General features: G+C 71.4%; 26 protein-coding genes, 2 tRNA genes and 1 pseudogene. 14 read left to right on the top strand and 15 right to left on the bottom strand.

Annotated features, from left to right (window positions below):
- Positions 1 to 63: 63 nt before the first annotated feature.
- The 3 genes from ACTXG6_RS00900 to ACTXG6_RS00890 all read right to left on the bottom strand — a co-directional run bounded on the left by ACTXG6_RS00900 (position 64) and on the right by ACTXG6_RS00890 (position 3499).
- Positions 64 to 1725 carry a glucose/sorbosone family PQQ-dependent dehydrogenase gene (locus ACTXG6_RS00900; RefSeq protein WP_445185837.1) on the bottom strand — a complete coding sequence of 554 codons (1662 nt, stop codon included), beginning with the start codon at positions 1723 to 1725 and terminating at the stop codon, positions 64 to 66.
- Positions 1726 to 1969: 244 nt separating this feature from the next.
- Complete coding sequence (locus ACTXG6_RS00895; protein WP_445185836.1) at positions 1970 to 2350, bottom strand: nuclear transport factor 2 family protein; 381 nt, start codon at positions 2348 to 2350, stop codon at positions 1970 to 1972.
- A gap of 105 nt (positions 2351 to 2455) precedes the next feature.
- Positions 2456 to 3499, bottom strand: coding sequence for a zinc-dependent alcohol dehydrogenase family protein (locus ACTXG6_RS00890; protein ID WP_445185835.1), 1044 nt, complete (start codon positions 3497 to 3499; stop codon positions 2456 to 2458).
- 333 nt (positions 3500 to 3832) lie between these two features.
- On the opposite strand from ACTXG6_RS00890, the gene ACTXG6_RS00885 reads away from it, so the two are divergent.
- Positions 3833 to 4834, top strand: coding sequence for an EamA family transporter (locus ACTXG6_RS00885; protein WP_445185834.1), 1002 nt, complete (start codon positions 3833 to 3835; stop codon positions 4832 to 4834).
- Here the strand turns inward: ACTXG6_RS00885 and ACTXG6_RS00880 are convergent.
- A complete protein-coding gene (locus ACTXG6_RS00880; protein ID WP_445185833.1) occupies positions 4831 to 5244 on the bottom strand; it encodes a hypothetical protein in 414 nt (137 codons plus the stop codon). The genes ACTXG6_RS00885 and ACTXG6_RS00880 overlap by 4 nt on opposite strands.
- A 97-nt stretch (positions 5245 to 5341) precedes the next feature.
- On the opposite strand from ACTXG6_RS00880, the gene ACTXG6_RS00875 reads away from it, so the two are divergent.
- From ACTXG6_RS00875 to ACTXG6_RS00865, 3 genes are read left to right on the top strand one after another with little or no spacing between them, the layout of a single operon-like run.
- Positions 5342 to 6532 (top strand): serine hydrolase domain-containing protein, encoded by a 1191-nt coding sequence (locus ACTXG6_RS00875; RefSeq protein ID WP_445190311.1) that lies wholly within the window; start codon positions 5342 to 5344, stop codon positions 6530 to 6532.
- A 4-nt stretch (positions 6533 to 6536) separates the two neighbouring features.
- The gene (locus ACTXG6_RS00870; RefSeq protein ID WP_445185832.1) at positions 6537 to 6926 is read left to right on the top strand and encodes a phage holin family protein; all 390 of its coding nucleotides are present in this window, start codon (positions 6537 to 6539) and stop codon (positions 6924 to 6926) included.
- Positions 6923 to 7753: an SDR family NAD(P)-dependent oxidoreductase gene (locus ACTXG6_RS00865; protein ID WP_445185831.1), complete on the top strand. Its 831-nt coding sequence runs from the start codon at positions 6923 to 6925 to the stop codon at positions 7751 to 7753. Before ACTXG6_RS00870 ends, ACTXG6_RS00865 begins: the two co-directional genes overlap by 4 nt.
- 51 nt (positions 7754 to 7804) lie before the next feature.
- Here the strand turns inward: ACTXG6_RS00865 and ACTXG6_RS00860 are convergent, their stop codons facing one another.
- Together ACTXG6_RS00860 and tenA are read right to left on the bottom strand one after the other, a co-directional pair.
- The gene (locus tag ACTXG6_RS00860) at positions 7805 to 9127 is read right to left on the bottom strand and encodes a cytochrome P450 (protein WP_445185830.1); all 1323 of its coding nucleotides are present in this window, start codon (positions 9125 to 9127) and stop codon (positions 7805 to 7807) included.
- A 56-nt stretch (positions 9128 to 9183) separates the two neighbouring features.
- Positions 9184 to 9852: a thiaminase II gene (gene tenA / locus ACTXG6_RS00855; RefSeq protein WP_445185829.1), complete on the bottom strand. Its 669-nt coding sequence runs from the start codon at positions 9850 to 9852 to the stop codon at positions 9184 to 9186.
- A 251-nt stretch (positions 9853 to 10103) separates the two neighbouring features.
- On the opposite strand from tenA, the gene ACTXG6_RS00850 reads away from it, so the two are divergent.
- Positions 10104 to 10322 (top strand): hypothetical protein, encoded by a 219-nt coding sequence (locus tag ACTXG6_RS00850; protein ID WP_445185828.1) that lies wholly within the window; start codon positions 10104 to 10106, stop codon positions 10320 to 10322.
- 90 nt (positions 10323 to 10412) lie between these two features.
- Here the strand turns inward: ACTXG6_RS00850 and ACTXG6_RS00845 are convergent, their stop codons facing one another.
- The 6 genes from ACTXG6_RS00845 to ACTXG6_RS00820 all read right to left on the bottom strand — a co-directional run bounded on the left by ACTXG6_RS00845 (position 10413) and on the right by ACTXG6_RS00820 (position 16429).
- On the bottom strand, positions 10413 to 10712 hold the full coding sequence (locus ACTXG6_RS00845; protein WP_445185827.1) for a hypothetical protein: 300 nt from the start codon (positions 10710 to 10712) through the stop codon (positions 10413 to 10415).
- 117 nt (positions 10713 to 10829) lie between these two features.
- Positions 10830 to 11321: a DUF1059 domain-containing protein gene (locus ACTXG6_RS00840; protein WP_445185826.1), complete on the bottom strand. Its 492-nt coding sequence runs from the start codon at positions 11319 to 11321 to the stop codon at positions 10830 to 10832.
- 142 nt (positions 11322 to 11463) lie between these two features.
- A complete protein-coding gene (locus tag ACTXG6_RS00835) occupies positions 11464 to 12327 on the bottom strand; it encodes a hypothetical protein (protein ID WP_445185825.1) in 864 nt (287 codons plus the stop codon).
- Between the two features lie 126 nt (positions 12328 to 12453).
- On the bottom strand, positions 12454 to 14136 hold the full coding sequence (locus ACTXG6_RS00830; RefSeq protein ID WP_445185824.1) for a class I adenylate-forming enzyme family protein: 1683 nt from the start codon (positions 14134 to 14136) through the stop codon (positions 12454 to 12456).
- On the bottom strand, positions 14133 to 15422 hold the full coding sequence (locus ACTXG6_RS00825; RefSeq protein WP_445185823.1) for a cytochrome P450: 1290 nt from the start codon (positions 15420 to 15422) through the stop codon (positions 14133 to 14135). Before ACTXG6_RS00825 ends, ACTXG6_RS00830 begins: the two co-directional genes overlap by 4 nt.
- 230 nt (positions 15423 to 15652) lie before the next feature.
- Positions 15653 to 16429, bottom strand: coding sequence for a 5-formyltetrahydrofolate cyclo-ligase (locus ACTXG6_RS00820; RefSeq protein ID WP_445185822.1), 777 nt, complete (start codon positions 16427 to 16429; stop codon positions 15653 to 15655).
- 15 nt (positions 16430 to 16444) lie between these two features.
- On the opposite strand from ACTXG6_RS00820, the gene ACTXG6_RS00815 reads away from it, so the two are divergent.
- Entirely contained in the window at positions 16445 to 16591 is a 147-nt protein-coding gene (locus ACTXG6_RS00815; RefSeq protein WP_445185821.1) for a hypothetical protein, read from the top strand.
- An 11-nt stretch (positions 16592 to 16602) separates the two neighbouring features.
- On the opposite strand, the gene ACTXG6_RS00810 is transcribed toward ACTXG6_RS00815, so the two are convergent.
- Both ACTXG6_RS00810 and ACTXG6_RS00805 read right to left on the bottom strand, forming a co-directional pair.
- The gene (locus tag ACTXG6_RS00810) at positions 16603 to 17463 is read right to left on the bottom strand and encodes an endonuclease domain-containing protein (RefSeq protein ID WP_445185820.1); all 861 of its coding nucleotides are present in this window, start codon (positions 17461 to 17463) and stop codon (positions 16603 to 16605) included.
- A gap of 152 nt (positions 17464 to 17615) precedes the next feature.
- Positions 17616 to 19448 carry a metallophosphoesterase gene (locus tag ACTXG6_RS00805; protein ID WP_445185819.1) on the bottom strand — a complete coding sequence of 611 codons (1833 nt, stop codon included), beginning with the start codon at positions 19446 to 19448 and terminating at the stop codon, positions 17616 to 17618.
- A gap of 175 nt (positions 19449 to 19623) precedes the next feature.
- Here ACTXG6_RS00805 and ACTXG6_RS00800 point away from each other — a divergent pair.
- From ACTXG6_RS00800 to ACTXG6_RS00765, 8 genes and pseudogenes are all read left to right on the top strand, one after another.
- Positions 19624 to 19696 (top strand) — tRNA-Thr (locus ACTXG6_RS00800).
- A 40-nt stretch (positions 19697 to 19736) separates the two neighbouring features.
- A tRNA-Met gene (locus tag ACTXG6_RS00795) sits at positions 19737 to 19812 on the top strand.
- 37 nt (positions 19813 to 19849) lie between these two features.
- Positions 19850 to 20014, top strand: a complete 165-nt coding sequence (gene rpmG, locus ACTXG6_RS00790) for a 50S ribosomal protein L33 (protein WP_445185818.1) — start codon at positions 19850 to 19852, stop codon at positions 20012 to 20014.
- Between the two features lie 5 nt (positions 20015 to 20019).
- Positions 20020 to 20466 (top strand): FAS1-like dehydratase domain-containing protein, encoded by a 447-nt coding sequence (locus ACTXG6_RS00785; protein ID WP_445185817.1) that lies wholly within the window; start codon positions 20020 to 20022, stop codon positions 20464 to 20466.
- On the top strand, positions 20463 to 20945 hold the full coding sequence (locus ACTXG6_RS00780) for a MaoC/PaaZ C-terminal domain-containing protein (RefSeq protein ID WP_445185816.1): 483 nt from the start codon (positions 20463 to 20465) through the stop codon (positions 20943 to 20945). The genes ACTXG6_RS00785 and ACTXG6_RS00780 overlap by 4 nt, the downstream gene beginning before the upstream one ends.
- 66 nt (positions 20946 to 21011) lie before the next feature.
- Positions 21012 to 22370 carry a hypothetical protein gene (locus tag ACTXG6_RS00775; protein WP_445185815.1) on the top strand — a complete coding sequence of 453 codons (1359 nt, stop codon included), beginning with the start codon at positions 21012 to 21014 and terminating at the stop codon, positions 22368 to 22370.
- Between the two features lie 121 nt (positions 22371 to 22491).
- Complete coding sequence (locus ACTXG6_RS00770; protein ID WP_445185814.1) at positions 22492 to 22701, top strand: hypothetical protein; 210 nt, start codon at positions 22492 to 22494, stop codon at positions 22699 to 22701.
- A gap of 209 nt (positions 22702 to 22910) precedes the next feature.
- Positions 22911 to 24220, top strand: a pseudogene (locus tag ACTXG6_RS00765) (BCCT family transporter).
- An 8-nt stretch (positions 24221 to 24228) separates the two neighbouring features.
- Here the strand turns inward: ACTXG6_RS00765 and ACTXG6_RS00760 are convergent.
- The gene (locus ACTXG6_RS00760) at positions 24229 to 24579 is read right to left on the bottom strand and encodes a nuclear transport factor 2 family protein (protein WP_445185813.1); all 351 of its coding nucleotides are present in this window, start codon (positions 24577 to 24579) and stop codon (positions 24229 to 24231) included.
- Positions 24580 to 24591 lie beyond the last annotated feature (12 nt).

Genomic DNA, 24591 nt, shown 5'->3' with positions numbered 1-24591 from the left:
GACGGCTGGCTCGGCGGTGCCGCGCCGGCTGAACGCCGCCGGCCGAGTCGGTCAGCCCGTCGCTCAGTTGCTCGGCGGGCTCGGTGTCATGGTGGGTAGCAGCGGGTTGCCGCCCCGGACCGAGGTCGGCGGGGTGCTGGTCGCCGACGGGGCCGGGGAGAAGGTCGGCGAGGTCGGCGTGCTCGATGCCGTGGGCGTGGGGGAGAAGCTCGGCGTGCTCGAGGTCGTCGTCGGCGGCGGCGAGGTGGTTGTCGTGACCGGGGCGTTGCTCGGCGGGATCGGTGTCGGGGACGGGCCGGTCAGCGGGGCGGGGGTCGCCAGCGGCGCGGTCAGGGCGAACTCCAGGATCGAGCCGGGATTGTCCAGCGACCCGGTCTGCTCGCCCGGTGCCGGCCCGCTCAGGCCGGTGTTGTCAGTGGCGATGTAGATCTTGGTGTGGTCCGCTGAGACCGCCACGTCCCGGTACCGGTTGTGCGTGCGGAACAGCTGCAGCACATCGCCCTGCACCTCGCGGCCGTCCTGGCTCAGCTTGAGCGCGTACACCGCGCCGTTCTTCAGGCTCGGCACCAGCAGCGAGTTGGCCAGTGTGGTGTCGGGGGTGTCCGGTGGCAGGTAGTTCAGGCTGCCCGGGACGATCGTCGGCCAGCAGTGGTCGTAGGTCGGCCCGCAGGCCGGGTCCTGGAAGTCGTACCCGTTGGGCACCGTGTAGAGCGTCTTCAGCGGCTCGCGGTAGTCCGGGCTGGTCCACTGTGTCTCGGGCGGCCCGAGCGGTACGCCGGCGGGGACCTGGTCGGCGTCGTAACCCAGCTGCGCGCAGTTCTTGGCCGCCGACCAGTTCGCGTACCGGTAGGACTGGTCGTCGCGGTACCCGGCGACGAACGGCCAGCCGTTGTTGTTGCCGGCCTGCAGCAGGTTGATCTCGTCGTCGCTCCTCGGACCCTGCTCGGCGGAGTACAGCAGGGTGCTGGGGCCGAACGCCAGGCCGACCGGGTTGCGCTGGCCGAAGCTGAAGACGTGGCTGCGGACGCCGTGCAGCATCGGGTTGTCCGCCGGGATGCCGCCGTCCGGGTCGATCCGGAGGATCTTGCCGGCGTAGCTGCTCCAGTCCCGGGCGGTGACCTGCTGGGCGGTCGGGAGGTCCTGCGAACGGATCGGCGCGCAGGCGCCGGCGTACTGGTTGGCGCCCTGGTCGCCGACGGTGAGGTAGAGCTTGTGGTCCGGGCCGACGGCGAGCCGCCCGCCGTTGTCCACGGTGCTCGCCGGCAGGTCGGTGAGCACGTCCGTCGGGCTGCTCAAGGATGCCGCGGCCTGGTCGTAGTTGAACCGGACGATCTTGCCGCGCAGGCCGGCACCGGAGTTGTAGTCGTAGGCGACGTAGACCGCGCCGGCGCCGAACGCCAGACCGAGCAGGCCGTCGTCGGCGCCACTGGCCGAGACGTCCGCGATGTCCAGCACGTCGGTGCTCGACCCGTCCGCCGGGTCGATCCGGGTGATCCGTTTGCCGGTCTTCTCGGTCACCCAGAGGAAGTTGTCCGGCCCCCAGGTCAGCTGCCACGGGTTGGACAGTCCACCGGCGAGCACCCTCGGTACCACGCCCGGCGCGGCCAGTCCGTTGCCGGCGGTGCCGCCGGGCCCCGCCCCGTGCAGCACCGGCGGCGCTTCCTCGCAGGCCGCCGCGAACAGGGCCGCCGACAGCAGGGTGGCGACAGCCAGCGACCGCTTCACGGGGGGCTCCTTCGTCCTGGGTGGAGCACAACCTAGCGGTCACGGTGCAGCCGATCGGTGGGGGTGGCCCGCCCGGTGACACCCACGGGCGCCGCGACCGCCTCAGGTGGCCCAACCAGAACCCCGAGCGGCGGAGCGGGTGGCGCTCTGCCGGGCGCGGTGTCCCGGGGCGAGTCGGGGCTGACGCAATCCCCGACTCGCCCGGACGGAATCCCCGACTCGCGGTGCGGGTGCGGGTGCGGGGTCAGGCGGTCGGCACCTTGTCCAGGAACCCGTACACCCGGCGCAGCTGTCCGCCTTCGGCGACCGCCACGTCGAAGCCGACCACCAGGGGCTCGTCCGCGCCGGGTGCGCCGAGGTGCCACTGGAACCGGGCGGTGTCGTGGTGGCTGTCCACCGGGCCGGCGAGGCTGAACACCAGCCCGGCGAACTGCTGCTGGGCGCCCTCGATGGCGGCGTCGATCTGGTCCCGGCCCTTGGCATCGAGCAACGGGTCGGTGTAGCCGGCGTCCTGGGTGTAGAGCTCGTCGATCAGCGCCCGGCGGGTCGTCGCGTCGGTCTCGTTCCAGGCGTCGATGTAGCGCTCGGCGATCACGTTCATGTCGGTGTTCATGTCGGTGCTCATGGCTGCCTCCCTGGCGTCCGTCGTGCTCGTGACACCAGGTTGGCAGCCATGCCGCACCAGTTCGATTCCCTCAGAGGTAATGCTTTCAGCGCTTCAGTGCGTGAGTTAGCGCTTCAGTACCACCTTGAGTGCGTTGTGCTCGGCCGCGTTCGCGAACACGTCATACGCGTCCATGATCTTGTCCAGCGCGAAGTCGTGGGTGCCGAACATCTCGGCCCGGATCCGCCCGTCCCGCACCAGCTGCAGCAGCATCGGCACCGTCACGGTGTCCACCAGCCCGGTGGTAATGGTGATGTTCTTGATCCACAGCTCCTCGAGGTGCAGGGTGGCCGACGCGCCGTGCACGCCGATGTTGGCCACCACGCCGCCGGGCCGGACGATCCGGGCGCAGGTCTCGAACGTCTCCGGCACGCCGACCGCCTCGATGGCGACGTCCACGCCGTGCCCGTCGGTCAGCTCGGCGAGTGCCGCGTCCACGTCGTCGTCGGCGTTGATCGTGTACCCGGCGCCGAACTGCTTGGCGTGCTCCAACCGCGACGCCGCCTTGTCGATCGCGATCACCCGGCTGGCGCCGTGCAGCCCACAGGTCATGATCGCGGCCAGCCCGACCGGCCCGGCGCCGACCACCGCCACCGTGTCACCCGGCTTCACCCGGCCGTTGCGCACCCCGACCTCGTAGCCGGTGGGCAGGATGTCGGTCAGGAACAGCACCTGGGTGTCGGTGACGCCCTCCGGCACCTTGTGCACGCTGGTCTCCGCGAACGGCACCCTCGCGTACTCGGCCTGCAACCCGTCGATGAGGTGACCGAAGATCCAGCCCACCCCGCCGACCGCCAGGCAGTGGCTGGGCATCGCCCGCTTGCAGTTCGCGCAGCGCCCACAGGAGGTGATCGCCGGGATGAGTACCCGGTCGCCCTCGTTCAGCGAGGACACCGCCGCGCCGGTGGCCACCACCGTGCCGACCGCCTCGTGGCCGAGCAGCCTGCCCTGTTCGACCGTGGGCACGTCGCCCTTGAGGATGTGCAGGTCGGTACCGCAGATCGTGCTCGTGTCCACCCGGACGACGATGTCCGTCGGATCGGTCACCGTGGGATCCGGGACGTCGTCCCAGGATTTCTGGCCGGGGCCGTGGTAAACAAGCGCCTTCATCGGTTGCTCCCCAATGCGAGTGAGACGTACGCGTGACGTGACGGACCTCACGGTGGCCGGCCTCGGGTGGCTCCGACGTCTCATCGTGCGAAATCCGCTCGGCATCGGGGCGCCGCGCGGGTAGCGTCGCTGGCATGCACCGGCGCTTCACGATCTCCCCGCCGCCCACCCGCTGAGCGGGCGGATCGACCCCTTGTAGGCGCGTCCCGGCTTCTTGCCGCGCGCGTCCCCGGCGTCCCCACATCCCTGTGCAGCTCCGGGTCGGCCCCTGAAACGGCCGCCGGTCCGATGCGCCCGCTTCCGCGCCCTTTCCCTTCGTGGCGGGAGCCTTGGATGTCTTCGCTGTCCTCCCCGGACGCCGCGCTGCGCGCGTCCGGATCTCGAACTGACCTCTACTACGTCCTCTCGGCCGGCTTGCTCTGGGGCACCGGCGGACTGGCCGGCAGTCTGCTCGGCCAGGTCGCCGCGTTGTCGCCGCTGGCCGTTGCCACCTACCGGCTGGCCGGCGGCGGCCTCACCGTGCTCGCGGTACTCGCGGTGACCGGCCGGCTGCCTCGGCTCCGCCGTGCCGGATGGCTCCGGGTGCTGTCGGTCGGCGTGCTGACCGCGACCTACCAGGTCTGCTACTTCGCCGCGGTGGCGATGACTTCGCTCGCGGTGGCCACCGTGATCGCCATCGGGGCGGCGCCGGTGTTGGTGCTCACCGCCGAGGCCGTCGGTGAGCGGCGCCGGCCCGGTTCGGCCAGCCTGGTCGCGATCGGGCTGGCGCTGCTCGGGCTGGCGCTGCTGCTCGGTACGTCCGGGCACCCGCTGACGCGTGCCGGCGGCGGCTCGCTGGCGCTGGGGGTGCTGCTCGCGCTGGGGGCGGCGGCCGGCTTCGGTGCGCTCGCGCTGATCGGCCGGCGTCCGGTGCCGGGGTTGGACGGGCCCGCGACGATCGGGGTCGGGTTCACCGCCGGCGGGGTGTTGCTCGCGGTGGCCGCCCTGGTGGTCGGTGCGCTCACCGGTGGACACGGCTTCGGTGGACACGGCTTCGGCGGGCTGGAGTTCGCGCCGACGGCGGCCTCGGTCGGCCTGCTCGTCTACCTCGGCTGGGTGCCGACCGCGCTGGCCTACGGGCTGTTCTTCGTCGGGCTGCGCGGCGTCTCGGCCAGTTCGGCGGCGGTGGTCGCGGTGCTCGAACCGGTCACCGCGACGGTGCTCGGGGTGCTCGTGCTCGGCCAGCGGCTGGGCCTCGGCGGGATGGTCGGGGCCGGGCTGCTCTGCGCCGCGGCGGTGGTCGCCGGGGTGGGTGGCTCGACGTCGCGGCCGGTGACGGAGGCCGGACTCTCCTAGAAGTGGTCCGCGCCGGTGAGCTGGTGCTCCAGTTCATCGGCGCGCGCCGCGACCAGCTGGAAAGGCTTGTCGAAGCCGGCCAGGCTCAGGTCGGCCAGCGCCGCCGCGTGCCGGAACAGCGCGACCCCGTCGACGATGACCACGCCGCCGATCACGGACTGCCCGGCCAGCTCGAGCAGCTGGCGGAGGTCCACGTTGTCCGCGCCGGCGACCGCCGACTCGATCAGGATCCAGCCCTCGCCGGCGCCGGTCCCGGCCGGAGTGGAGTCCGGCTCGACGTGGTGCACAGCGACCCGCTGCGTGCGCCCCTCCCCGGTCGTCAGGTGGAAGCGCAGCGTTCGCTCGGTCTGCTGGAAGATCTCGTAGCGGAACCTGACGTATCCGACCAGGTCGATCCAGGAGGTGGCCACAGCCCCGGAACTTAGCGCACGCCGGGGCGGCGGCCGCGCCGGTAGGGTCGTGATCGTGGCTGAGCTGACTACTGAGATTGATCCCGGAGAGGTCGGCATGGATGCCGACCGGTTGGCCCGGATCGACCGGCATTTCGCCCGTTACGTCGACGACGGCCGCCTCGCCGGCTGGCAGGCGGTGGTGACCAGGCGGGGCAAGATCGTGCACGTCGGTTCATTCGGCCAGCGCGACGCCGAGGCCGGCCTGCCGGTGGCCCCGGACACGCTGTGGCGGATCTACTCGATGACCAAGCCGATCACCTCGGTGGCCGCGATGATCCTTGTCGAGGAGGGTCTGATCGAGCTGACCGACCCGATCAGCCGGTTCATCCCGGAGTTCGGCGCGACCCGGGTCTTCGTGAAGGGCTCCGGGCTCAAACCGGTCACCGAGCCGGCCACCGAGCCGATCCGGCTGTGGCATCTGCTCACGCACACCTCGGGGCTCACCTACGGCTTCCACCACGCGCACCCGGTCGACGAGATCTACCGGCGCGCCGGCTACGAGTGGGGCGTCCCGCGCGGGACCGACCTGGCGTCGGCCTGCGCGGCCTGGGCGGGGTTCCCGCTGGTGTTCCAGCCGGGTACGGAGTGGAACTACTCGGTCTCCGTCGACGTGCTCGGCCGGGTGGTCGAGGTGGTGTCCGGGCAGTCGCTGGACCAGTTCTTCGCCGAGCGGATCTTCGGGCCGCTGGGGATGACCGACACGACGTTCGGTACGCCGGCCGAGGACGTCGAGCGGCTGGCGGCGTTGTACAGCCCGGACCCGGAGACCGGCCGGTTCGCCCGCAACGACCTGATGGGCGGCGCCGCGCTGCGCGAGCCGACGTGCCTGTCCGGCGGCGGCGGGCTGGTGTCCAGCGCGGCGGACTACCACCGGTTCACCCAGATGTTGCTGCGCGGCGGTGAGCTGGACGGCCAGCGGGTGCTGGGTGACCGGACGGTGGCCTACATGGCACAGAACCACCTGCCCGGCGGCACCGACCTGGAGGAGTTCGGGCGACCGCTGTTCGCCGAGAGCCCGATGGCCGGCATGGGCTTCGGGCTGGGGTTCTCGGTGGTGCAGGACGCGGCCGCGGTGAAGAACCTGTGCAGCCCCGGGGAGTTCGCCTGGGGCGGCGCGGCGAGCACCGCGTTCTGGGTCGACCCGGTCGAGGACCTCACCGCGATGTTCTTCACCCAACTGCTACCGTCCAGCACCCATTCGATCCGGTCCCAGTTGCGGACCCTGGTCTACCAGGCGGTGTTGTAGAGCGATGGCGCTTGCGCTTGTCATCAAGGTGCTGGTCAACGCGGTCGCACTCTGGGTGTGCACGCTGTTGATCTCCGGTATCGAGCTCGGCGGCTCCGACAAGGGCACCCGGATCGCCACTCTCATCGTGGTGGCGCTGATCTTCGGTGTGGTCAATGCGGTGATCAAGCCGATCGTGAAGACAGTCGGCTGCGCGTTCTACATCCTCACCCTGGGACTGATCGGGCTGGTGGTGAACGGGCTGCTGTTCCTGCTGGTCGGCTGGCTCTCCGGCCAGGTCGGGCTGCCGTTCCACGTGGCCGGGTTCGTGCCGGCGTTCTGGGGCGCGATCGTGGTGGCCATCGTCGGCTTCATCCTGCACCTGATCATCCCGGACAGCCTGGACCGGGAGTGAGCCGAGTCTGGCTGGTCACCGGCGCCAGCAGCGGTTTCGGCCGCGCCATCGCCGAGGCCGCGATCGCCGCCGGTGACCTGGTGGTCGGGGCGGCCCGGCGTCCCGAGGCTCTCGACGACCTGGTCGCCGCGCATCCCGGTCAGGCCGAGGCGGTCCGGCTGGATGTCACCTCGCCGGATGCGCCCGCCGTGGTGGACGACGTGGTGGCCCGGCACGGCCGGATCGACGTGCTGGTCAACAACGCCGGCCGCACCCAGGTCGGCGCGCTGGAGGAGACCACAGCGGCCGAGCTGCGCTACCTGTTCGAGCTGCATTTCTTCGGGCCGGCGGCGCTGACCAAGGCGGTGCTGCCGCACATGCGCCGTCAGGGCGGCGGGGCGGTGGTGCAGATGTCCAGCGTGGGCGGCTGGATCACCGCGCCCGGCTTCGGCGCCTACTGCGCGACGAAGTTCGCGCTGGAGGGACTGACCCAGACGTTGAGCCAGGAGGTCGACTTCGGCGTCCGGTTCCTGATCGTCGAGCCCGGTGCCTTCCGTACCGGGCTGTTCAACCCGGGTGCGGCGTACCTGTCCGCCGAGCTCCCGGGGTACGCCGCCACCGTCGGCCCGACCCGCCAGTATGTGACCGGCGGCGACGGCGAGCAGCCGGGCGACCCGGCCAAGGCGGCCGCCGCGATCCTCACCGCGCTGGACGCCGAGAACCCGCCACTGCGGCTGCCGCTCGGCGCCGACGCGGTCGACTCGATCCGCGGCCAGCTCGACTCGGTGGCCGACGAGCTGGCCAGCTGGGAGCACGTCTCGAGGGCCACCGCCTTCGACCCCGAGTAACCGCGGGTCAGGCCTCGTGAGTGGCGAGTGGCCCCTGGGACCACTCGCCACTCACGAGATTTGGCCGACGGGGGTGGGGGCCAGGGCGGCCGTCATCCGGTCGAAGCCCCGCAGGTTCGAGGTGGGGCGGCGGTGCGGGTCGCCGACCAGGGTCAGGCCGGGGAAGCGGTCGTAGAGGGCGCGCAGGGCCACCTCGCCCTCCATCTTCGCCAGCGAGGCGCCGAGGCAGTAGTGGATACCGCTGGAGAACGCCAGGTGCTTGCCGGCGTTGCGCCGGGTGACGTCGAAGGTGTTCGGCTGCTCGAAGACCTTCGGGTCCCGGTTGGTTGCGCCGAGCAGGATCAGCACCAGCTCCTCCTCGCGTACTCCGACACCGGCGATCTCGGTGTCCCGCAGGGCACGGCGCGCGGTGCGCTGTACCGGGGAGTCGAAGCGGAGCATCTCGTCGACGGCGTTCGGCCACAGCGCGGGCTGCTCGGTGAGCAGGGCACGCTGCTCAGGGTGCTGTTGCAGCAGTGCGATGCCGTTGCCGATCAGGTTCACCGTGGTCTCGAAGCCGGCGGCCAGCACGAGCAGCGAGGTGGCCAGTAGCTCCGTCTCGGTGAGCCGCTCACCGTCGGTGTCCGCCGTGGTGACCAGCTCGGAGAGGATGTCCTCGCCCGGGTTGCGGCGCAGCGTCTCGAAGTGCCCGCGCATCCAGTCCAGCAGGGCGTCGATACCGCGCTGGGCCTCGAGGTACTGCTGGCGGCTCATGCCGGGGTCGAGCGAGGCGGCCGCCCCGTCGCCCCAGGCCAGGAACTCGTCCTTCATGGACGTCGGCGCACCCAGGATCTCGCAGATCACGATCACCGGCAGCTGCGAGGCGTAGAGCCGCACCAGGTCGACCGGTTCACGCACGCCACGCCGGTCGATGTCGTCGAGCAGCTCGACCGCGACCTCCTCGGTGCGCACCCGCAGTGCCTTGACCGCCTTGGCGGTGAACGCCCGGGTGACCAGCTTGCGGTAGCGGCTGTGGTCCGGCGGGTCGACCGCCAGCATGGACGGCGGCTCGACCACACTGCGCGCGGCACCCGCCGCCGACGCGCTGAGCAGCCGGCGGATCGGCCGCGGCGCGCCGCCGAACGAGGCGGTGCCGAAGTCCTCCGCGCGCAGCACCTCGGTGCCGACGGCGTGGTGGACGGTGAGCTTGCCGGCCAACCCGCTGCTGAACGGCCCGTCGGTCCGCAGCTGTTCGTAGTGCGGGTACGGGTCGAGCTGCACGGCGCGGTCGGTGAGGAACCGCGTGTTCAGGTTGCCCTTGCGCGTCTCGCGCCGCATCACCAGCCGGATCAGCCCGTGTGTCAACGCCCACCGCGCCGTGTCCGGGAGCTGCATGGTCGTCCTCCGAGGTCCACCGGGAACTGCGTACGTACACTGTACGTCCGGATGGCTCAGATGGGCCAGGCCTCCCGCCGCAATCCCGCGTCCCAGAACATCCACTCGTAGCGCGACGTGGTCACGAAGTGCTCGGTGACACGGTCCGCCTCGGTGGGCGAGAGGGTGGCGCCGACCCGGTCGGTGAGCGCGAGCACGTCGTTCACCACGGTCTGGAACTCCTCGCCGCCATACATCTCGATCCACCGGGCGTAGAGCTTGTTCGGCGACGAGCGGGCCAGCAGCTCGTCGCCGACCCGCGCGTAGATCCAGTAGCAGGGCAGCACCGCGCCGAGGCCCTCGGCGAACGAACCGCCGTACGTGGTCGCCAACAGATAGCTCAGGTACGCCCGAGTCGTCGGCGCCACCGGCTCGGCGGCCGCCTCGGCGGGCGAGGAGCCGAGCTCGGACATCAGCTCGGCGTGCATGTCCTGCTCGGCCGCGACCGCGCCGGCGGCGTGCACGGCGAACATCACGGTGTCCTGCTCGGTCGGTGCCTTGGCTGCGCAGACGGCGAGCGCGCGGGCGTAACCGCGCAGGTAGTGCGCGTCCTGCACGATGTAGTGCCGGAACGACTCGGCGGGCAGGCTGCCGTCGGTGAGCCCGGTGACGAACGGGTGCTCGAGGACGCCCTGGTAGATGTGCTCGACACTGGACCAGAGCCGGCCGGTCAACGTTTCGGTCATGCCGTCGACCCTAGATCGGACGGCGCCGTCCCGGTGCGCCCGCTGCCCCGGTGCCCGACCGCCGACAAGCCAACCGAATGGCCGAATGTCGAGGTCGTCGCTCGCTCGTTGAGGTAGTCACAGAGGTAAGAAGCGAGTCAATCGTCTCAGGGACGTGACTACGCGCGTTTCCTGGGTAACCATAGTTACTTCGGGATGCGACTCAGCGCCGAGCGCCGCCGAAGGTCGTCTCACCAGGCGGAGGTGCCGGCATGACTACACATGCATCGATGGACCACCACGAGCGGATGCGGCTGCGTGCCGCCGCTTTCCGGGCCACCCGGGTCTACCCCGGCCCGGTCGGCGAGCTGCTCTCCCGTGAGCTGTTGTCGTGGGAGGAGTTCGGCTACCGACTCGGCTCCCGGGGCATGATCATGGGCATCGTGGACGCCGTGATGAACGCCCAGCTCCAGCAGACCGAAGCGGCCTGACTCAAGCCTTCGGCCGGCGCCCCGGGCGCCGGCGCGACGGTTGTGCTGCCCGGAATCGCTCGCTGCGCGTGCGTGTGGTGTCCGGATTGCTCACCTGACCCGGTGTGGAGCGATCTCGGCCGTCGGGCCCTGCGCGGTCGTGCGCCACACGTCGCCGGGCCCCGCGGCGGTGTCCGGGGCGCCCAGCGTGAGGATCGAGCCGAGTACCGCGAGCGCGGCGAGCGCGGACATCGTCCGTCCCAGGTAGCCGCTCAGTGTGAAGGCGCTGGCGACCAGTCGACGGCCCAACGGCTCCGGTGCCCGGCGGTGTCGACCGCCCGCGGCCGGGATATGTGTGGCGTCCTCCTCGGTCGAACTCGTCGTCTGCTCGGCGTAACTGGTCGGGGCCATCTGCACCACCTCGATATGGGGGAGCGCTCGCCCGGGGTATCGCCGATGGCGTACTCGGCGTTAGCCACCGCTGTGTGTTCTGTCACGTGGAACCGGCCGAGGGAGGGGCCGACCGGGTCAGAACGTGGTGACCGAACGGACGTCGAGGTTGTGGAACGTGGCGTCGCCGTCGCACAGCTTGCGAAGCTGCCCGGCGAACTCACCGGTCGCCGGATGGTCCGAGTTGGCCATCGCGGCGGCATAGTCCGGGAACGCGACCAACTGCAGGAAGCGGTCGGGCTGGTCGCGGTCGGCACCGGTCATCGCCCAACGCGCGGTCCGGGCCCCGCCGATGGAGGCGGTCCACCGAGCGACGGTCTGCTCGAACTCGTCGATGCGCCTGGTGCTGAACTCGATGAGCTGAACGAAGGAACCCGGTGTCGGGAGCTCGGCGGCCTCGCGCAGCCCGGACTCGATGGCGGCGCGCAGCTCGGGGTCGTCCTGGTGACCGTGAACGTCAACCGCGTGCGCCACGGCGGCCCGCAGTACCTCGTCCCGCTCGCCGGAGATCGCCAACGTGCAACCGCTCTCGCTGGGGACGTCCCGACAGTCGATCATGATCCTGGGCATGTCGCCTCCTCGGGTGCTGGCTGGCCGGTCGCCGGGACGGCGATGCGTTCCCGGCCGCCAGGTAACCCAAGCGGGTGACGGTGTCGGCGTCGATACGCACTTGTGCGTACGTCGCCGAGCTGTCAGGGCGAGACCTTCGCGGTCAGTTGCCGCTGTTGCTGTCGTTGTTGCTGTTGTCCGAGTTCGACCGGGACGAGGACGAGGACTTGGAGGACTTGGTGGACGACGGCTTCGAGGTCTTCGTCGTGGTCTTCGGCGTGGTCCGCTGAACCGGCTTCGGCGCGACCCGAACGGGGGTGCGTACCGGCGCGATCCGGCGCGGTGTGGGCTTCGGCGTGCTCGGCGGCGGGGGTGGGGTGGTCGGCGGTGGGGCGGCGATCGGCGGCACGAACGGCTGCACGGACGACGAGCCGGCGTCCGACACCGGGGCCGGCGGCGGCACGTAGCTGTTGCTGGAGCCGGTGGCCCAGAACAGCAGTCCACCGGCCAACGCGACCACACCAACCAGCAGGAAGGCCAGGACCTTGTTCGACGGCCCCTTCTGCTCGACCGGCGGGGGCGGGGGCGGCGGCCAGGCGCTCACCGGCCCCGAGGGCGGCCAGCTGTGTGCCGGCCCAGGTGGCGGCGGTCCGGGCGGCGGCGGCCAGCCCCTCGGCGGGCCGCCCTGCTGCGGGCCGCCTTGCTGCCAACCGCCGGGTCCGTTCGGTCGGCCGGGGCCCGGACCGGGCGCGGGCCAGTCGGCGTCTCGGTTGTCCCACCCGGGCTGCGGCATGGCGGCCATCTTGCTGGTGGCCATCGGGTCGGGCTGGCTGACCTGGGGCGCCGTCTTCGGATCGGCGTCAGTCTCGGCGCGCCCAGATTTGGCGGGGCCGTTCGCCCACTCGACGGGGTCCGTGCGGCGGGGAGCGTCCGCGCTGGTCGGAGCTCCGGCGTCGCCGTTCGCCGGGATGCCGGAGTCCTGGGCGGTCGGGTCCGGCCGAGCCCGCCGCGTCTCGTCCGAAGCCATCGAGTGCCGCCCTGTGAGAAGGGCCGGGCGGATCCGCGACTCGGACCCCCCGACCTGATTGGTCAGGCGCCGCGGCCAGTTGGCCGTGCCACCTTGCTCTAGACGTCGCGGCACCGGAGGTCGTTGTTACTTTAGCCGTTCGCGCAACTCCCGCTTCAATACCTTTCCCGCTGCCGAAACCGGTATGGAGTCGACCAGATACAGCTCGCGAAGTCGCTGGTAGGGCAGCAGGTCCGCGTTGACGGTCTCGCGCAGCCGCTCGGCGTCGACGGACGGCGCGACCACGAACGCCACCGGCAGCTCGCCGAGGGCCTGGTCCGGCCGGCCCACCACGGCCGCCGCGCTGACCCCGGGCTGGGCGTAGAGCCGCTCCTCCAGGTCACGGGGGTACACGTTGTAGCCCTTGTAGATCAGCATGTCCTTCTTGCGGTCCACGATCGCCAGGTAGCCGTCCTCGTCCAGCACCCCGATGTCCCCGGTGTGCAGCCAGCCGTCCACCAGCGTCGCCGCCGTCTCCTCAGGGCGGTTGCGGTACCCGAGCATCACCTGCGGGCCCCGGATGCACACCTCGCCGTGCTCGCCGGCCGGCAGCGGCTCCTCCGGGCCGCCGGGTGAGCCCTCGTCCACCAGCTTGACCTGGGTGTCGTAGATCGGCAGGCCCACGGTGCCGATCTTGCGGATCGCGGAGCGCCCGGCCGGGCCGGCGGTGGCACCCATGGTGACCTCGGTGAGGCCGTACCCCTCGCCGATCACGACGTCCTCGCCGAACCGGGCCCGCATCGCCTTGATCAGCTCGACGGCCAGCGGGGCGGCACCGGAGCTGATGCCCTGTACCGAGCCGAGGTCGCGGGTGGCGAAGTCCGGGTGCGCGACGAGCGCGGCGAACAGCGGCGGCGCACCGGTCATCCCGGTGACCTGGAAGCGCTCCGCGTCGGCCAGGTACCGGCCCGGGTCGAACCGCTCGTGCAGCACCTGGGTGGCGCCGCTCAGCATCGGGATGTGGAGGCTGCCGATGGTGCCCATGGCGTGGAACCATGGGGTCAGGCCGATCGCCACCCCGGTGCCGAGCTCGACCGGGAACTCCGCGTCGTCGCCCACCTGCTCGATCCACAGACCGCCGGCGTCGTCCACCCGGGGCTCCGACCCGCTACCCCAGCAGGCGTACTGCAGCGCGTTCACCACGACGTTGCGGTGCGGCAGCCGCACGCCCTTCGACCGGCCGGTGGTACCGCCGGTGTACGCCAGGTGCGCGAGGTCGGCGCGGACGTCGATGTCCACCTCGGGCCGGGTGCTGGGCTGCCCGGCGAGGAACTCCTCGAAGTCCACCCCGGCCGCGCCGAACTCGGCGGTGTCCACCCGGTGCCCGGGGTCCAGCGCCTGCGCCCGGTCGGTGAGCACCACACGACGGAGCGCGGTCCTGTCCCGGATCGCCGCCAGCACCTTCGACGCCGGCTCGAAGCTGAGCGCCAGCACCGCACCGGAGTCGGCCAGCTGGGCGGCCAGGTCGTTCGGCGGCAGCAGCGGGTTCGCCGGCGTGTAGGTGGCCCCGGAGAGCAGGGTGCCGTGGTAGGCGATGGCGAACTGCGGGCAGTTCGGCGAGTGGATGGCCACCACGTCGCCGGGTCCGACGCCCTCGGCGCGCAGCGCGTTGGCGAACTGGCACGCCTGGCGGTAGAGCTCGGCAAAGCTGAGCTCGCGGCCGTCCACGTGCAGCGCGATCCGGTCGCCCCAGCGGGCCGCCGCACCGGCCAGCACCGCGCCGGCGGGCACCTCGGGGTAGTCCAGGCTGGCTGACGAGCTGACGATCACCGAGTGCCTCCGGTGCCGAAGTCGATCGGCAGATGTTTGATCCCGTTGATGAAGGCCGACGTTAGCCGTGACGGGGCGGCGGTGGCGTGGATGTCTGGGACCCGGCTCAGAAGCTCACGGAACATCACGCTGATCTCCCGCCGGGCCAGGTGCGCGCCCAGGCAGAAATGCGGGCCGGGGCCGCCGAAGCCGATGTGCGGGTTGGGTGAGCGCAGCACGTCGAACCGGTCCGGGTCGGTGAAGTACTTAGGGTCCCGGTTGGCCGCCCAGTAGTACATCAGCACCTTGGCGCCGGCCTCCAGCTGCTGCCCGCCGAGCTGGGCCGGCTCGGCCAGGGTGCGCCGCATGAAGATCACCGGTGACGCCCAGCGGACGATCTCCTCGATCGCGGTGGGGGTGACGCCGTCGATGTCGGCCAGCCACGTTGCGCGCTGTTCGGGGTACTCGGTGAGCAGGTGCAGGCCCCAGGTAATCGCGTTGCGGGTGGTCTCGTTGCCGGCGACCACGAGCAGGATGAAGAACGAGGCCAGCTCGTCCGGGGTCAGCGTCTCGCCGTCGATCTGCGCGTTGACCAGCGCCGAGGTGAGGTCGTCGGTGGGGTGCGCGGCGCGGTGCGCGGCGAGGTCCCGCATCACCTGCGCCAGGTCCGCACCGGCCGACAGTAGCGCGGTGACGATGTTCTCCGCGTCCGGCACGTACTCCGGGTCGGCCGCGCCGAGGATCACGTTGGTCCGCTCGAACACCAGTTGGTGCTGGCTGGCCGGGATGCCCATCATGTCGCAGACGATGGTCAGCGGCAGCTTCGCGGAGATCGCACTCACCGCGTCGCACGGGCCGTTCTCGATCACCTCGTCGACGATCCTCGTCGCGACCTTGGCCACGTTGTCGGTCAGCGCATCGAGCATCCTCGGGGTGAAGCCGCGGGAGACGATGCGGCGCAGCCGGCTGTGCCGAGGGTCGTCCATGTTGATCATCGAGCCGTAGAACTCGAGGAACTCGGCCGGCATGTCCGCCGCGCTGGTCGCGCCCTTGCCGGAGGTGAAGATCTTCGGCTGGCGACTGGCCTCGACGATGTCGTCGAGCTTGGTGAGCGCGTAGTAGCCGGGACCCGGCGGGGTGAACCAGAGCTGTGGCTGGTCGAAGAACGGCAGCTCGGGCCGCTCCCGCAGGGTGTTGAACGCCGTGTGGCGGCGTTCGATCGACTGCGTCCAGAAGCCCTCGAGGTCCGAGAGGTTCAGGTTGAGCACGTCACTGGCGGCATCGCTGACGCTGGTGGGTGGCTGCACGGTGGTGGGCTCCTACGCGGTGGTGGGCGGATGCACGGTCGGCATCCGCCAGCGTGCCGCGGCACGCTGATCTACGCCATCCACCAAACGTACGGTGTACGTCCGGGCGGGCCTCGCCGCCGGCCGCGACCGGCCTGTTGTTGCCGAGCTGCACAGCAGGCAGGTTCGATCATGCTTCGGGCTGCCTGGTGTGCAGCTCGGTAACAAGGCGCGCGGAGGGCGGCGGCGGGTCAGTGCTCGGTGGGGCGCAGGGCGGCGAGCAGCGGGATGGCGGCGATCTTCTCCTCGGTCAGCTCGGCCCAGCGGATGCCGCCGACCGGGCGCCGGCCTCGACCGGGCCGACAGTCGATCACCCGGTCGGGCGTGATCACCAGGTCGACCGGAGCGTCGTGCGCGGCCGTCGGAATGGCACCGGCCGGGCGCACCTGCAGCTCGTGCACCGTGGTCACCACCAGGGTGTCCGGCCCGATCAGCCCGGCCGAGCCGGCCAGCGCGAACTCCAGGTCGGCGAACCCGCCGCCCTTGCCGAGGCGGGCGCCGTCCTCGGCCACCGCGACGCATCCGCTCACCACCAGATCCACCGGGCCGAGATCGTCGACCGCGACGCGGCGCGCCGACCTGGTCGCGCCGGAGATCGACGCTGCCCGCCGTGGCGTGTCCGCCAGATCGTCCGGGTCGAGCAGGAAGAACGGTTCCGTCTCGGCGAGCCGGGGAACCGCCATGTACACCGTCTTGCCGTCCTCCAGCGCCCGCTGTCGCACCGGCAGCTGCGCCGAGTCGGGGTTGGCCTTGATCGTCTTCGCGGCCCGCCAGACGTCGGTGTCCCGCAGTCGCTCGGCCGCGCGCTCGGCGCCGACGAAGTTGGAGATCCGGTTGCGGGCGCCGGGGAAGCGGGACACCTTCGCCTCGGTGAGTGCCGCCCAGATCTCGTCCCGCAGCTCCGCCTTCGCCGCCAGCAGCTCCGGGTCGCCGCCCGCGTCGTGATCGTGGCGCCGGGTGTTCCTCATGGCCGGGATCCGTGCATGGGCGGCAAGCCTAACGGCGCGCTCGGGCCGGCCGGGTCGGGCGCCTTGGCGACCGTCGTCGCGGCGGTTCAACGTGCGCCGGCTCAGCGGGTACGCAGGGCGAGCAGCTCGGCGCGGCTCACCGGGTATGCGCGGGGCGAGTAGCTCGGCGCGGCTCAGCGGGTGCGTAGGGCGAGCAGTTCGGCCACCCGGTTCGCGGTCTGGTGCATGGCGATGCCGATGTCGTCGCCCGCCAGTCGCAGCGTCTGCCAGCCGTGGGAGGCCAGCAGGCCGTCGCGCTCCCGGTCCAGCCGGGCCCGGCGTGCGGTGAAGTGGGTGGCGCCGTTGTACTCGATGGCCAGCTTGGCCCACGGATAGCCCAGATCGACCCTGGCCAGCACGAACCCGTGCTCGTCGGAGATCCGGTACTGCACCTCGGGCGCGGGCAGCCCGGCACGGACCAGCCCGACACGCAGCCGGGTCTCCCTCGGCGACTCCGCCCTCGGGTCGGACAGCGCCACCACCTCGTCGAGCCGCCGACAGTTCCGCGCACCCGGAGCGGACGTTCGGCTGGTGAGCAGCTCGGCCGGAGCGAAGCCGCCGGCGCGCGCGAGCGCATCCACCGCGATCACCGCCTCCACCAGCGGCAACCGGCGGGCCAGGTCCCATGCGGTGCGCAACGGCGCGGTGACCCGGCAGCCGCCGGCCAGCATGAGGTCGACGCCGGCGGCAGCCCCGTACCTGACCCGCAGCCCCGGCTCGCCACGCATGCAGCGCGGCACGAGAACCTCCGCCGGTGCGTCGTGCGGTGCGCAGTCCGCGCCCAGCAGAGCGGCTGCCGAGTAGCCCGCCAGCAGCCCGCGCCGGCCCCGGACGAGCAGGAAGGCGGCGCGCGAGCGGGTGGCCAGGTCAGGTTCGAGAGCAGCCGGCACGAACACGTCCCGGAACAGTCGGCGGTGTCGAGGGCCGTAGAGCTGGTTGGGCGTCAGCAGGCCACCAGCGAGCGCCTGGCTACCTCGGAACGGTCCGTCGAGCACGACCTCCAGCGTGACCGGGACGCCGGGCCCGTGGTGGCGTTTCGCCTAACTCAACGTTCCTCTGGTCACATCGGCGATCGAACCAGAGGAACGTTGAGTTGATCACCGGGCCATGGCGGTCAGCCCGGAGCGGGCCGGTCACCCCGGCGAGCTCACCAGGTCTGGACGCCGCCGGGCACGGACAGTCCGGTGGGCGTGCGGTCCCAGGAGCCCAGCGCGGCCGGTTTCGGGGCGACCGCGCCGGCGCCGGGGCCGGCCTTGCGGACCAGGGTCACCGCGTCGATCTCCTGCCCGGTGTCGCTGATCGCCCGGACGGTCATGCTGGAGTCCGCGCCGGGCGCCCCGGGGGCGACGTCCACCGCGAGCACCGCATAGTCCAGGTACCGCGCCTGCGACCAGTCCACCTGCTCCGGTGTCTTGCCGCCGCCGGCCACGTTGACGAAGCTGGTCACGTGGGTGCCGCTGTCCGGCCCGGTGTTGCCCCGGTAGCGGTCCGTCTCGCCGGGCTGCCAGGTGTAGCGGGGCCGCCCGCCCGAGCCGACGCAGATGTAGGTGGTGCCGTCCGTCGGCGGGTGCACGGTGGCACCGTCCGGGGCCTGCACCCCGGTACGCCCACCCTTGATCGGGCTGCTCCGCTCGTACTGGTGGTTGTGTCCCTGCACCACGAGATCAACGCTGAACTCGTCGTACAGCGGGGACATCAGCGAACGCACCCCGCCGTCGGAGGCGTGCGAGGCGCTGGTCGCGTAGGCGCAGTGGTGGTGGAACACCACGATGAAGTCGATGTTCGGGTCGGCCCGCAGCGCGCTGAGCGTCTGCCTCGCCCAGCTGACCTGCGCCCCGCCGCTGTAGCCGGCGTTGGTGGGGATCTCGGTGGACAGGTCGTTCCCGTCCAGGCTGACCACACCCACGTTGGAGTACTTGAAGGTGTACACCGACGGGCAGTTGCTCGGCCCGTTCTTCGGCAGGTCAAGCCGCGCGGCGTGGCCGCCGTAGCCGTGCGTGGCGCCGCCCGGCGACTTGTTGTCGTCGTAGACCGCCTCCATGTCGTGGTTGCCGGTGGCGAACATCCACGGCGTGGTGGCGGCGGTGAACTCGATGCTGTGGAAGTACGCGGTCCAGGTGGTCGGGTCGAAGTTGTCGAAGCCGGTGCTGGTCGCGGGGGCCGGCACGGTGTTCTTGACCGGGTGGCCGTAGCCGGTCGGGTCGGCGTAACAGATGTCCCCGGCGAGCAGGTGGAATGCCGGCTGCCGCTTGGCGATCATGGCGACCAGCGAGGAGGCCGGCTGCGGCGTGCGCCGGCTGTCGTCGGGCTTGTAGTAGTCGTCGGTGAAGGCCTCGATGACCGAGGTCGGCCCGTTCACCCCCTGGTCGCCGAACGCGGTGAAGGTGAACGGGGCACGTCCGGTCGGCGCCGTGCTGAACACCGCGTCCGGGGTGGTCCCGCCGCCGGGCAGGCGGAACCGGTAGTGGTAGCGCTGGCCGGCGCTGAGCCGGTCGGCCAGCCCGTGCACGAAGAACTGGTCGGCCGAGCGGATCGAGCCGTCCTGCTGCGGCACGTGGCTGATCAGCTCGCGGACCTCGGCCTCGAGGCTGGTGCCGTAGTTGGCGTCGGCGCCGATGTCCAGGAACACCTTGCCGGCGGGCTTGGCGGTGAGCTCCCCGCCGATGGCCATCGTCGCGGTCGGGTCCGCCCCGAAGGACAGGTGCCGCCCGGTCAGCGCCAGCGGTACCGGGCCGCCGGCCGCCGCGCCGCCGCCGGTCGGTGAGCCGCAGGCGGCCAGTACCTCGCCCAGCCCGCCGACCATCCCCAGCCCGGCCAGGGCGCCGGCCGCACCGCGCAGTGCGCGGCGGCGGCTCACCGGTCGCGCCCTGAGGAACCCGCGCAGCCAGTCGTTCTGTTCGCCGATGGTCATCTGGGCTGCCAGGGCGGCCGGCACCCCGACATCCGGGGTCTCTCCTGGTGGGTTCAGCGCACGCGTCATGGCTGCATAGTCAACAACGTCCTGTCACGCTGTCAGGCGACACGACGTGAAGGATGGGTGAACGCACGCTGTCCACCCGGCGATAGGGGTCCGATTTCGTGTCCGTGCGGAGGGTTGTGTACTCTCGTCAAGGCTTCACCGGGGTGCTTCATGGTGTCCCGGGGACGGCCGACCCGCCCCTTTAGCTCAGTCGGCAGAGCGTCTCCATGGTAAGGAGAAGGTCTACGGTTCGATTCCGTAAAGGGGCTCGACACCCAGTGGGTGCCTACGGATTTGTGTGATCCGTGCAGCGGTGTAGCTCAGTCGGTAGAGCAAGCGGCTCATAATCGCTGTGTCGCCGGTTCAAGTCCGGCCACCGCTACCATCGCTAGACCGACATATGAAGTGATCAGGAGACACCAGTGGCCGCCACCGACGTTCGACCGAAGATCACCTTGGCGTGCGAGGTGTGCAAGCACCGCAACTACATCACCAAGAAGAACCGGCGTAACGACCCGGACCGCCTCGGTCTGAAGAAGTTCTGCCCGAACTGCAAGCACCACACAGCACACCGCGAGACCCGCTGACCCGGGTGGTCGACGAGTCATACGTAGGTCGCACGCTCCCGTCCTCACCGCCGTACCAGGTGGGGCGGGAGCGCATTCGCGAGTTCGCCACCGCGATCGGTGAGCTGAGCCCGCTCTGCCACGACGTGGCCGCGGCCCAGGCCGCGGGCTATCCCGACCTGATCGCGCCGCCCACCTTCCCGGTGGTGTTCACCATGCCCCGGATCGAGCTGCTGCTGCGCGACCCGGACTTCGGCTGGCGCTTCGAGGGTACCGTGCACGGTGACCAGAAGATCGAGTTCCAGCGCTCCATCCGAGCCGGGGACGAGCTGGTCACGGCCGTCCACGTGGAGAGCCTGCGCACCCGGGCCGGCACCCACATGCTGACCCTGCGCTGCGCGGTGTCGACGGTGGCCGGCGAGCCGGTCTGCGCGACCGAGGCGCTACTACTCAGCCAGGAGGACGCCGGATGAGTACCGCCGAGTCCACGACCGAGTCCGCCGCGGCGGCCGAGTTCGGCGAGGGGGCCGAGCTCCCGCCGCTGTCCGTGCCGGTGAGCCGGACCGACGTGGTCCGCTACGCGGGCGCCTCCGGCGACTTCAACCCGATCCACTGGAGCGACCGGGTCGCGGAGTCGGTCGGGCTGCCCGGCGTGGTCGCGCACGGCATGCTGACCATGGCGCTGGGCGGCCGGCTGGTCACCGAGTGGGTCGGCGACCCCGGCGCGGTGCTGTCCTACCAGGCGCGGTTCACCCGGCCGGTGCCGGTGCCCGACGTGGTGGACGGCGTCGACGACGGCGCCGGCCGCGCCGTGATCGAGCTGTCCGGCACGGTCAAGTCGGTGACCGTCGCGGAGGACGGCACCCGAGTCGCGCGGGTGGACATCGCCGCCAAGCTCGACGGCAAATCGGTGCTCGGCAGGGCGATCGCCACGGTCCGGCTGCGGAACTGAACCGGCGCACTCCGGCGGGTTGCCTCCAGCTTAGGTAAGCCTTACTGTGCCGTCCGGGAGGTACTCGTGACGCCACCGGTCGCACGCCTGGACATGGACATCGGCGCGCTGGACCCGGCGGCCTATGACGGGCGCATCGACCACCTGGACTGCTACCGCCTCGACCAGGTCGACCTGGCCGGCTACCAGGGGCTGATCATCGCCGGCATGGTCGACCAGGAGTACCTGCTGCGGCACCGGGACCGGATCGCGGCCTACCTGGCCGGCGGTGGCGTGCTGGTGTTCGGCGGCCACCTGCACCGCGACTGGCTGCCCGGCTGCTCCCCGTTCGTCCAGTTGCCACACCCGACGCTGGCCGCCTACCGGGTCGCCGAGGTCGCCGAGCACCCGCTGTTCGACGGGCTCGGGCCGGACGAGCTGACCTACCGGCGCGGGGTGGCCGGCTTCTTCGCCCGCGGCCACCACCCGCCACCCCCGGGCGCCGAGGTGCTGGTGCGGCTCGGCGGCGGCGAACCGGCCACCTACCTGGACCGGGTGAGCACCGCCGGCACCGTGCTGGTGCAGGCGACCAGCGACCCGCTGACCGGCGACGGACGGCACCTGGTGGACTGGATCCTCGCCGAGGCCGGCGCGAACCACAGCGCCGGCCACGCGGGCGCCGACCGCACGCGCGCCGACCAAAGCGCCGGCCCGTCGGGCGCCGGCCACAGCGCCAACCGGGCCAGCGCCAGCTACACGACCACCGGCGACCTCCACACGGTCACCGCCGGGGCGCCGCCGCCCGCCGGCCGGGGCCTCGCCGCCGTCTACGGCGGGTCGGCCTGGCACCACCGCGCGCTGACCGAGCCGAAGTACGCCCGGCACCTCACCGGCGGCCTGCTCTACCTGCCCGACCTCGCCGACACCGACCTCACCGGCCACCCCGGGTTGCTCATCCCGGAGCGACTGCACCGGGGACTGCTCACCCGGGCCGCGCCCCGGATCCTCGAGCTGCTGGTCGCCGGCGGCACGGTGGCCGCGTTCGCCGGTGGCGAGCCGGTGCCGGAGTTCCTGCCCGGGGTGCGCTGGCAGCACCGCCCGACGAACTTCTGGTGGTGGCTGGAGCCCGGTGCCGATCTCGGTCTGCGCACCCCGGTACCGGAGCACCCGTTGTTCGAGCGGCTCGCGATGCGCGACTGCACCTGGCACTACCACGGTGTGCTGGACCCGCCGGACGGCGCCGAGGTGCTGGTCACGCTGCCGGGCGGCGAGGCGCTGCTGTACGTCGACCGGGTCAGCACGCCGGGCACCCTGGTGGTGTCCACACTCGACCCGTTGAGCCACTACGGCGGCTACTTCATGCCGGCCACCGAGCGCTTCCTGGACGGTTTCCTGCCCTGGCTGGCCGGCGAGGTGGGCTCCCGGCGGGCGGTAACCGTCGAGTAGGGCGGTCGGGTGTGACCCCGGTGGGTGAACGCCCTGCGGTGATCGGCGCCCTGGCGTTGCGAGCCAGCCCGGTACGGAGAATGCTGCCGGCGTCCCGATTCCGTAACGAGAGGATTCGCCCGTGAACTTCGGCAAGCTGGTGGACAAGGCATGGGAAGAGAAGACCGCCGCTGAGATCCTGGCTGCCCCGCCATCCGCGCTCGAGGGACTCACGCCGGCGCACGACGAGAAGCTGGCCGAGTTCGGCATCAAGACGATCGAGCAGCTGGCCAACTGGAAGTACGCCCGCCGCGCCCGCGCGCTGGCCGACCTGGCCGAGACCGACAAGTAGGTCGGTCCCCCTCGAACCCCTGAGTGGCCGGCGTTGCACTGGCAACGCCGGCCACTCACGGCTTTCCGGGCCGCCCCAGCCCTTGACACTGTTGCGGATTACGCGTGAAGACGCGCGTATCGCGATCTCAGTAAACTCTCAGCGCGCGAGCACGGGCACGGCGAACCGGAAGGGAGGAAGGCTCCGGTTCCCGCCGGGGCCGATCCAGGATGACTCTCGCGGACCCCACCCACACTCCCGCCGACGGGCCGACACCGGCCGGCGGAACGCCGCGGGACGCCGGCCCGCGAGCCGACCTCCCGCAACCGGTGGACCGCTGGGTCTTCGGCACCGCGGGCGTGCTCACCGTCGCGTTCATCGCCTGGGGGGTGTTCGGCACCGACTCGCTCGGCGCGGTCACCACCGCCGTACTCAACGGCGTGATGAAGGGCGGCGGCTGGGCATTCGTGCTCGCGGCCACCGGCTTCGTGGTCTTTGCGCTCTGGCTCGCGTTCAGCCGCTACGGTCGGATCCCGCTCGGCCGTGACGGGGAGGTGCCGGAGTTCCGGACCGTCTCCTGGATCGCCATGATGTTCAACGCCGGGATGGGCATCGGGTTGCCGCGTTCGCGCCGCTGATCGGGGCGAAGCGGGCGAGCGGCCCGATCGGGCGGGCCATCGACGTGATGGCGATCTTCGCGACGCTGTTCGGCTCGGCGGCCTCGCTGGGTCTCGGTGCCCTTCAGATCGGCGGCGGGCTGAAGGCCGGCGGCTACCTGGACAACGTCGGGACCACGCTGCTGGTGGTCGTCATCGCGGTGCTGACGGTGGCGTTCGTGGCCAGCGCGGTGAGCGGGGTGGCCAAGGGCATCCAGTGGCTGTCCAACATCAACATGGTGCTGGCCGGGGTGGGACGCCGTTCGTCGGCATGTTCATCGCCCGGATCAGCCGGGGCCGCACCATCAAGCAGTTCGTCACCGGGGTCATCCTGATCCCCAGCCTGGTCAGCCTGATCTGGTTCGCCATCTTCGGCGGCGCGGCGGTGAGCCTGCAGCGCTCCGGGGTCGACCTGGCCTCCAAGAGCTCCGAGGAGCAACTGTTTCCCGTGCTGGACTCCTACCCGCTCGGCGTTGCGCTCGGCGTCGTCGCGATGCTGTTGGTGGCGATCTTCTTCGTGTCCGGCGCTGACGCGGCCTCGGTGGTGATGGGCACGCTGTCGCAGCGCGGCTCGATCCAGCCGGCGCGCGGTGTGGTGATTCTGGGGCGTCCTGATGGGCACCATCGGCGCGATCATGCTGCTGGTCGGCGGGGGTGGCGACGCCGCGCTGAGCGGCATCCAGAAGCTGACGATCATCACCGCGGCGCCGTTCGCGCTGATCATGGTGCTGCTGTGCGTGTCACTGGCGAAGGAGCTGCGCAACGACCCGCTGGTGCACCGCGACGACCGGACCAGGGAGAAGGTCGAGCGCGCGGTGGAGTACGGCACCACCCGTTACGGCGAGCACTTCCACCTGCGGGTGGAGCCGAAGAAGCCCGAATGACCCCTGAGTCAGCCGCCGGCCGGCGCCGCGGCGGCTGAGTCCGGCCGGACCCAGCGGTTCGAGGTCAGTCGGAAGCTGGGCAGGTCCGCGAGTGACAGGGTGGCCTCGTAGGTGCGCTGGTACCCGGTGTGCGCGATCCGCCAGGCGCCGTCCGGGCAGCGCAGGTAACGGTCCCGGTAGAACGCCGCGCCCTGGATCACCGTCTGGTACCGGGTGGCAATCACAGTGTCCTGGAATGCCCAGGTCCCGGTGGCGGCGTCGCCCTCGACGGCGATCTCCGGCTGGCCGGCCAGGTGCGCGGTGATGATGTCGGGCCCGAGGTTCTTCCGCATGAAGCCGACGATCTCGTCCCGCCCCACGAGGCTCAGCGG

It is taken from the genome of Pseudonocardia sp. Cha107L01 (assembly GCF_052566575.1).
Note: the sequence above shows the minus strand (reverse complement) of the source record. Positions and strands in the feature narration are given on the sequence as shown.

Excerpts from the sequence above, each read along its gene's own strand:
- ACTXG6_RS00895 (WP_445185836.1), bottom strand. The coding sequence starts at position 2,350 with ATGAGCACCGACATGAACACCGACATGAACGTGATCGCCGAGCGCTAC.
- ACTXG6_RS00890 (WP_445185835.1), bottom strand. The coding sequence starts at position 3,499 with ATGAAGGCGCTTGTTTACCACGGCCCCGGCCAGAAATCCTGGGACGAC.
- ACTXG6_RS00885 (WP_445185834.1), top strand. The coding sequence starts at position 3,833 with ATGTCTTCGCTGTCCTCCCCGGACGCCGCGCTGCGCGCGTCCGGATCT.
- ACTXG6_RS00875 (WP_445190311.1), top strand. The coding sequence starts at position 5,342 with ATGGATGCCGACCGGTTGGCCCGGATCGACCGGCATTTCGCCCGTTAC.
- ACTXG6_RS00870 (WP_445185832.1), top strand. The coding sequence starts at position 6,537 with ATGGCGCTTGCGCTTGTCATCAAGGTGCTGGTCAACGCGGTCGCACTC.
- ACTXG6_RS00860 (WP_445185830.1), bottom strand. The coding sequence starts at position 9,127 with ATGCAGCTCCCGGACACGGCGCGGTGGGCGTTGACACACGGGCTGATC.
- tenA (WP_445185829.1), bottom strand. The coding sequence starts at position 9,852 with ATGACCGAAACGTTGACCGGCCGGCTCTGGTCCAGTGTCGAGCACATC.
- ACTXG6_RS00850 (WP_445185828.1), top strand. The coding sequence starts at position 10,104 with ATGACTACACATGCATCGATGGACCACCACGAGCGGATGCGGCTGCGT.
- ACTXG6_RS00845 (WP_445185827.1), bottom strand. The coding sequence starts at position 10,712 with ATGGCCCCGACCAGTTACGCCGAGCAGACGACGAGTTCGACCGAGGAG.
- ACTXG6_RS00840 (WP_445185826.1), bottom strand. The coding sequence starts at position 11,321 with ATGCCCAGGATCATGATCGACTGTCGGGACGTCCCCAGCGAGAGCGGT.
- ACTXG6_RS00835 (WP_445185825.1), bottom strand. The coding sequence starts at position 12,327 with ATGGCTTCGGACGAGACGCGGCGGGCTCGGCCGGACCCGACCGCCCAG.
- ACTXG6_RS00820 (WP_445185822.1), bottom strand. The coding sequence starts at position 16,429 with ATGAGGAACACCCGGCGCCACGATCACGACGCGGGCGGCGACCCGGAG.
- ACTXG6_RS00815 (WP_445185821.1), top strand. The coding sequence starts at position 16,445 with ATGGGCGGCAAGCCTAACGGCGCGCTCGGGCCGGCCGGGTCGGGCGCC.
- ACTXG6_RS00805 (WP_445185819.1), bottom strand. The coding sequence starts at position 19,448 with ATGACGCGTGCGCTGAACCCACCAGGAGAGACCCCGGATGTCGGGGTG.
- ACTXG6_RS00780 (WP_445185816.1), top strand. The coding sequence starts at position 20,463 with ATGAGTACCGCCGAGTCCACGACCGAGTCCGCCGCGGCGGCCGAGTTC.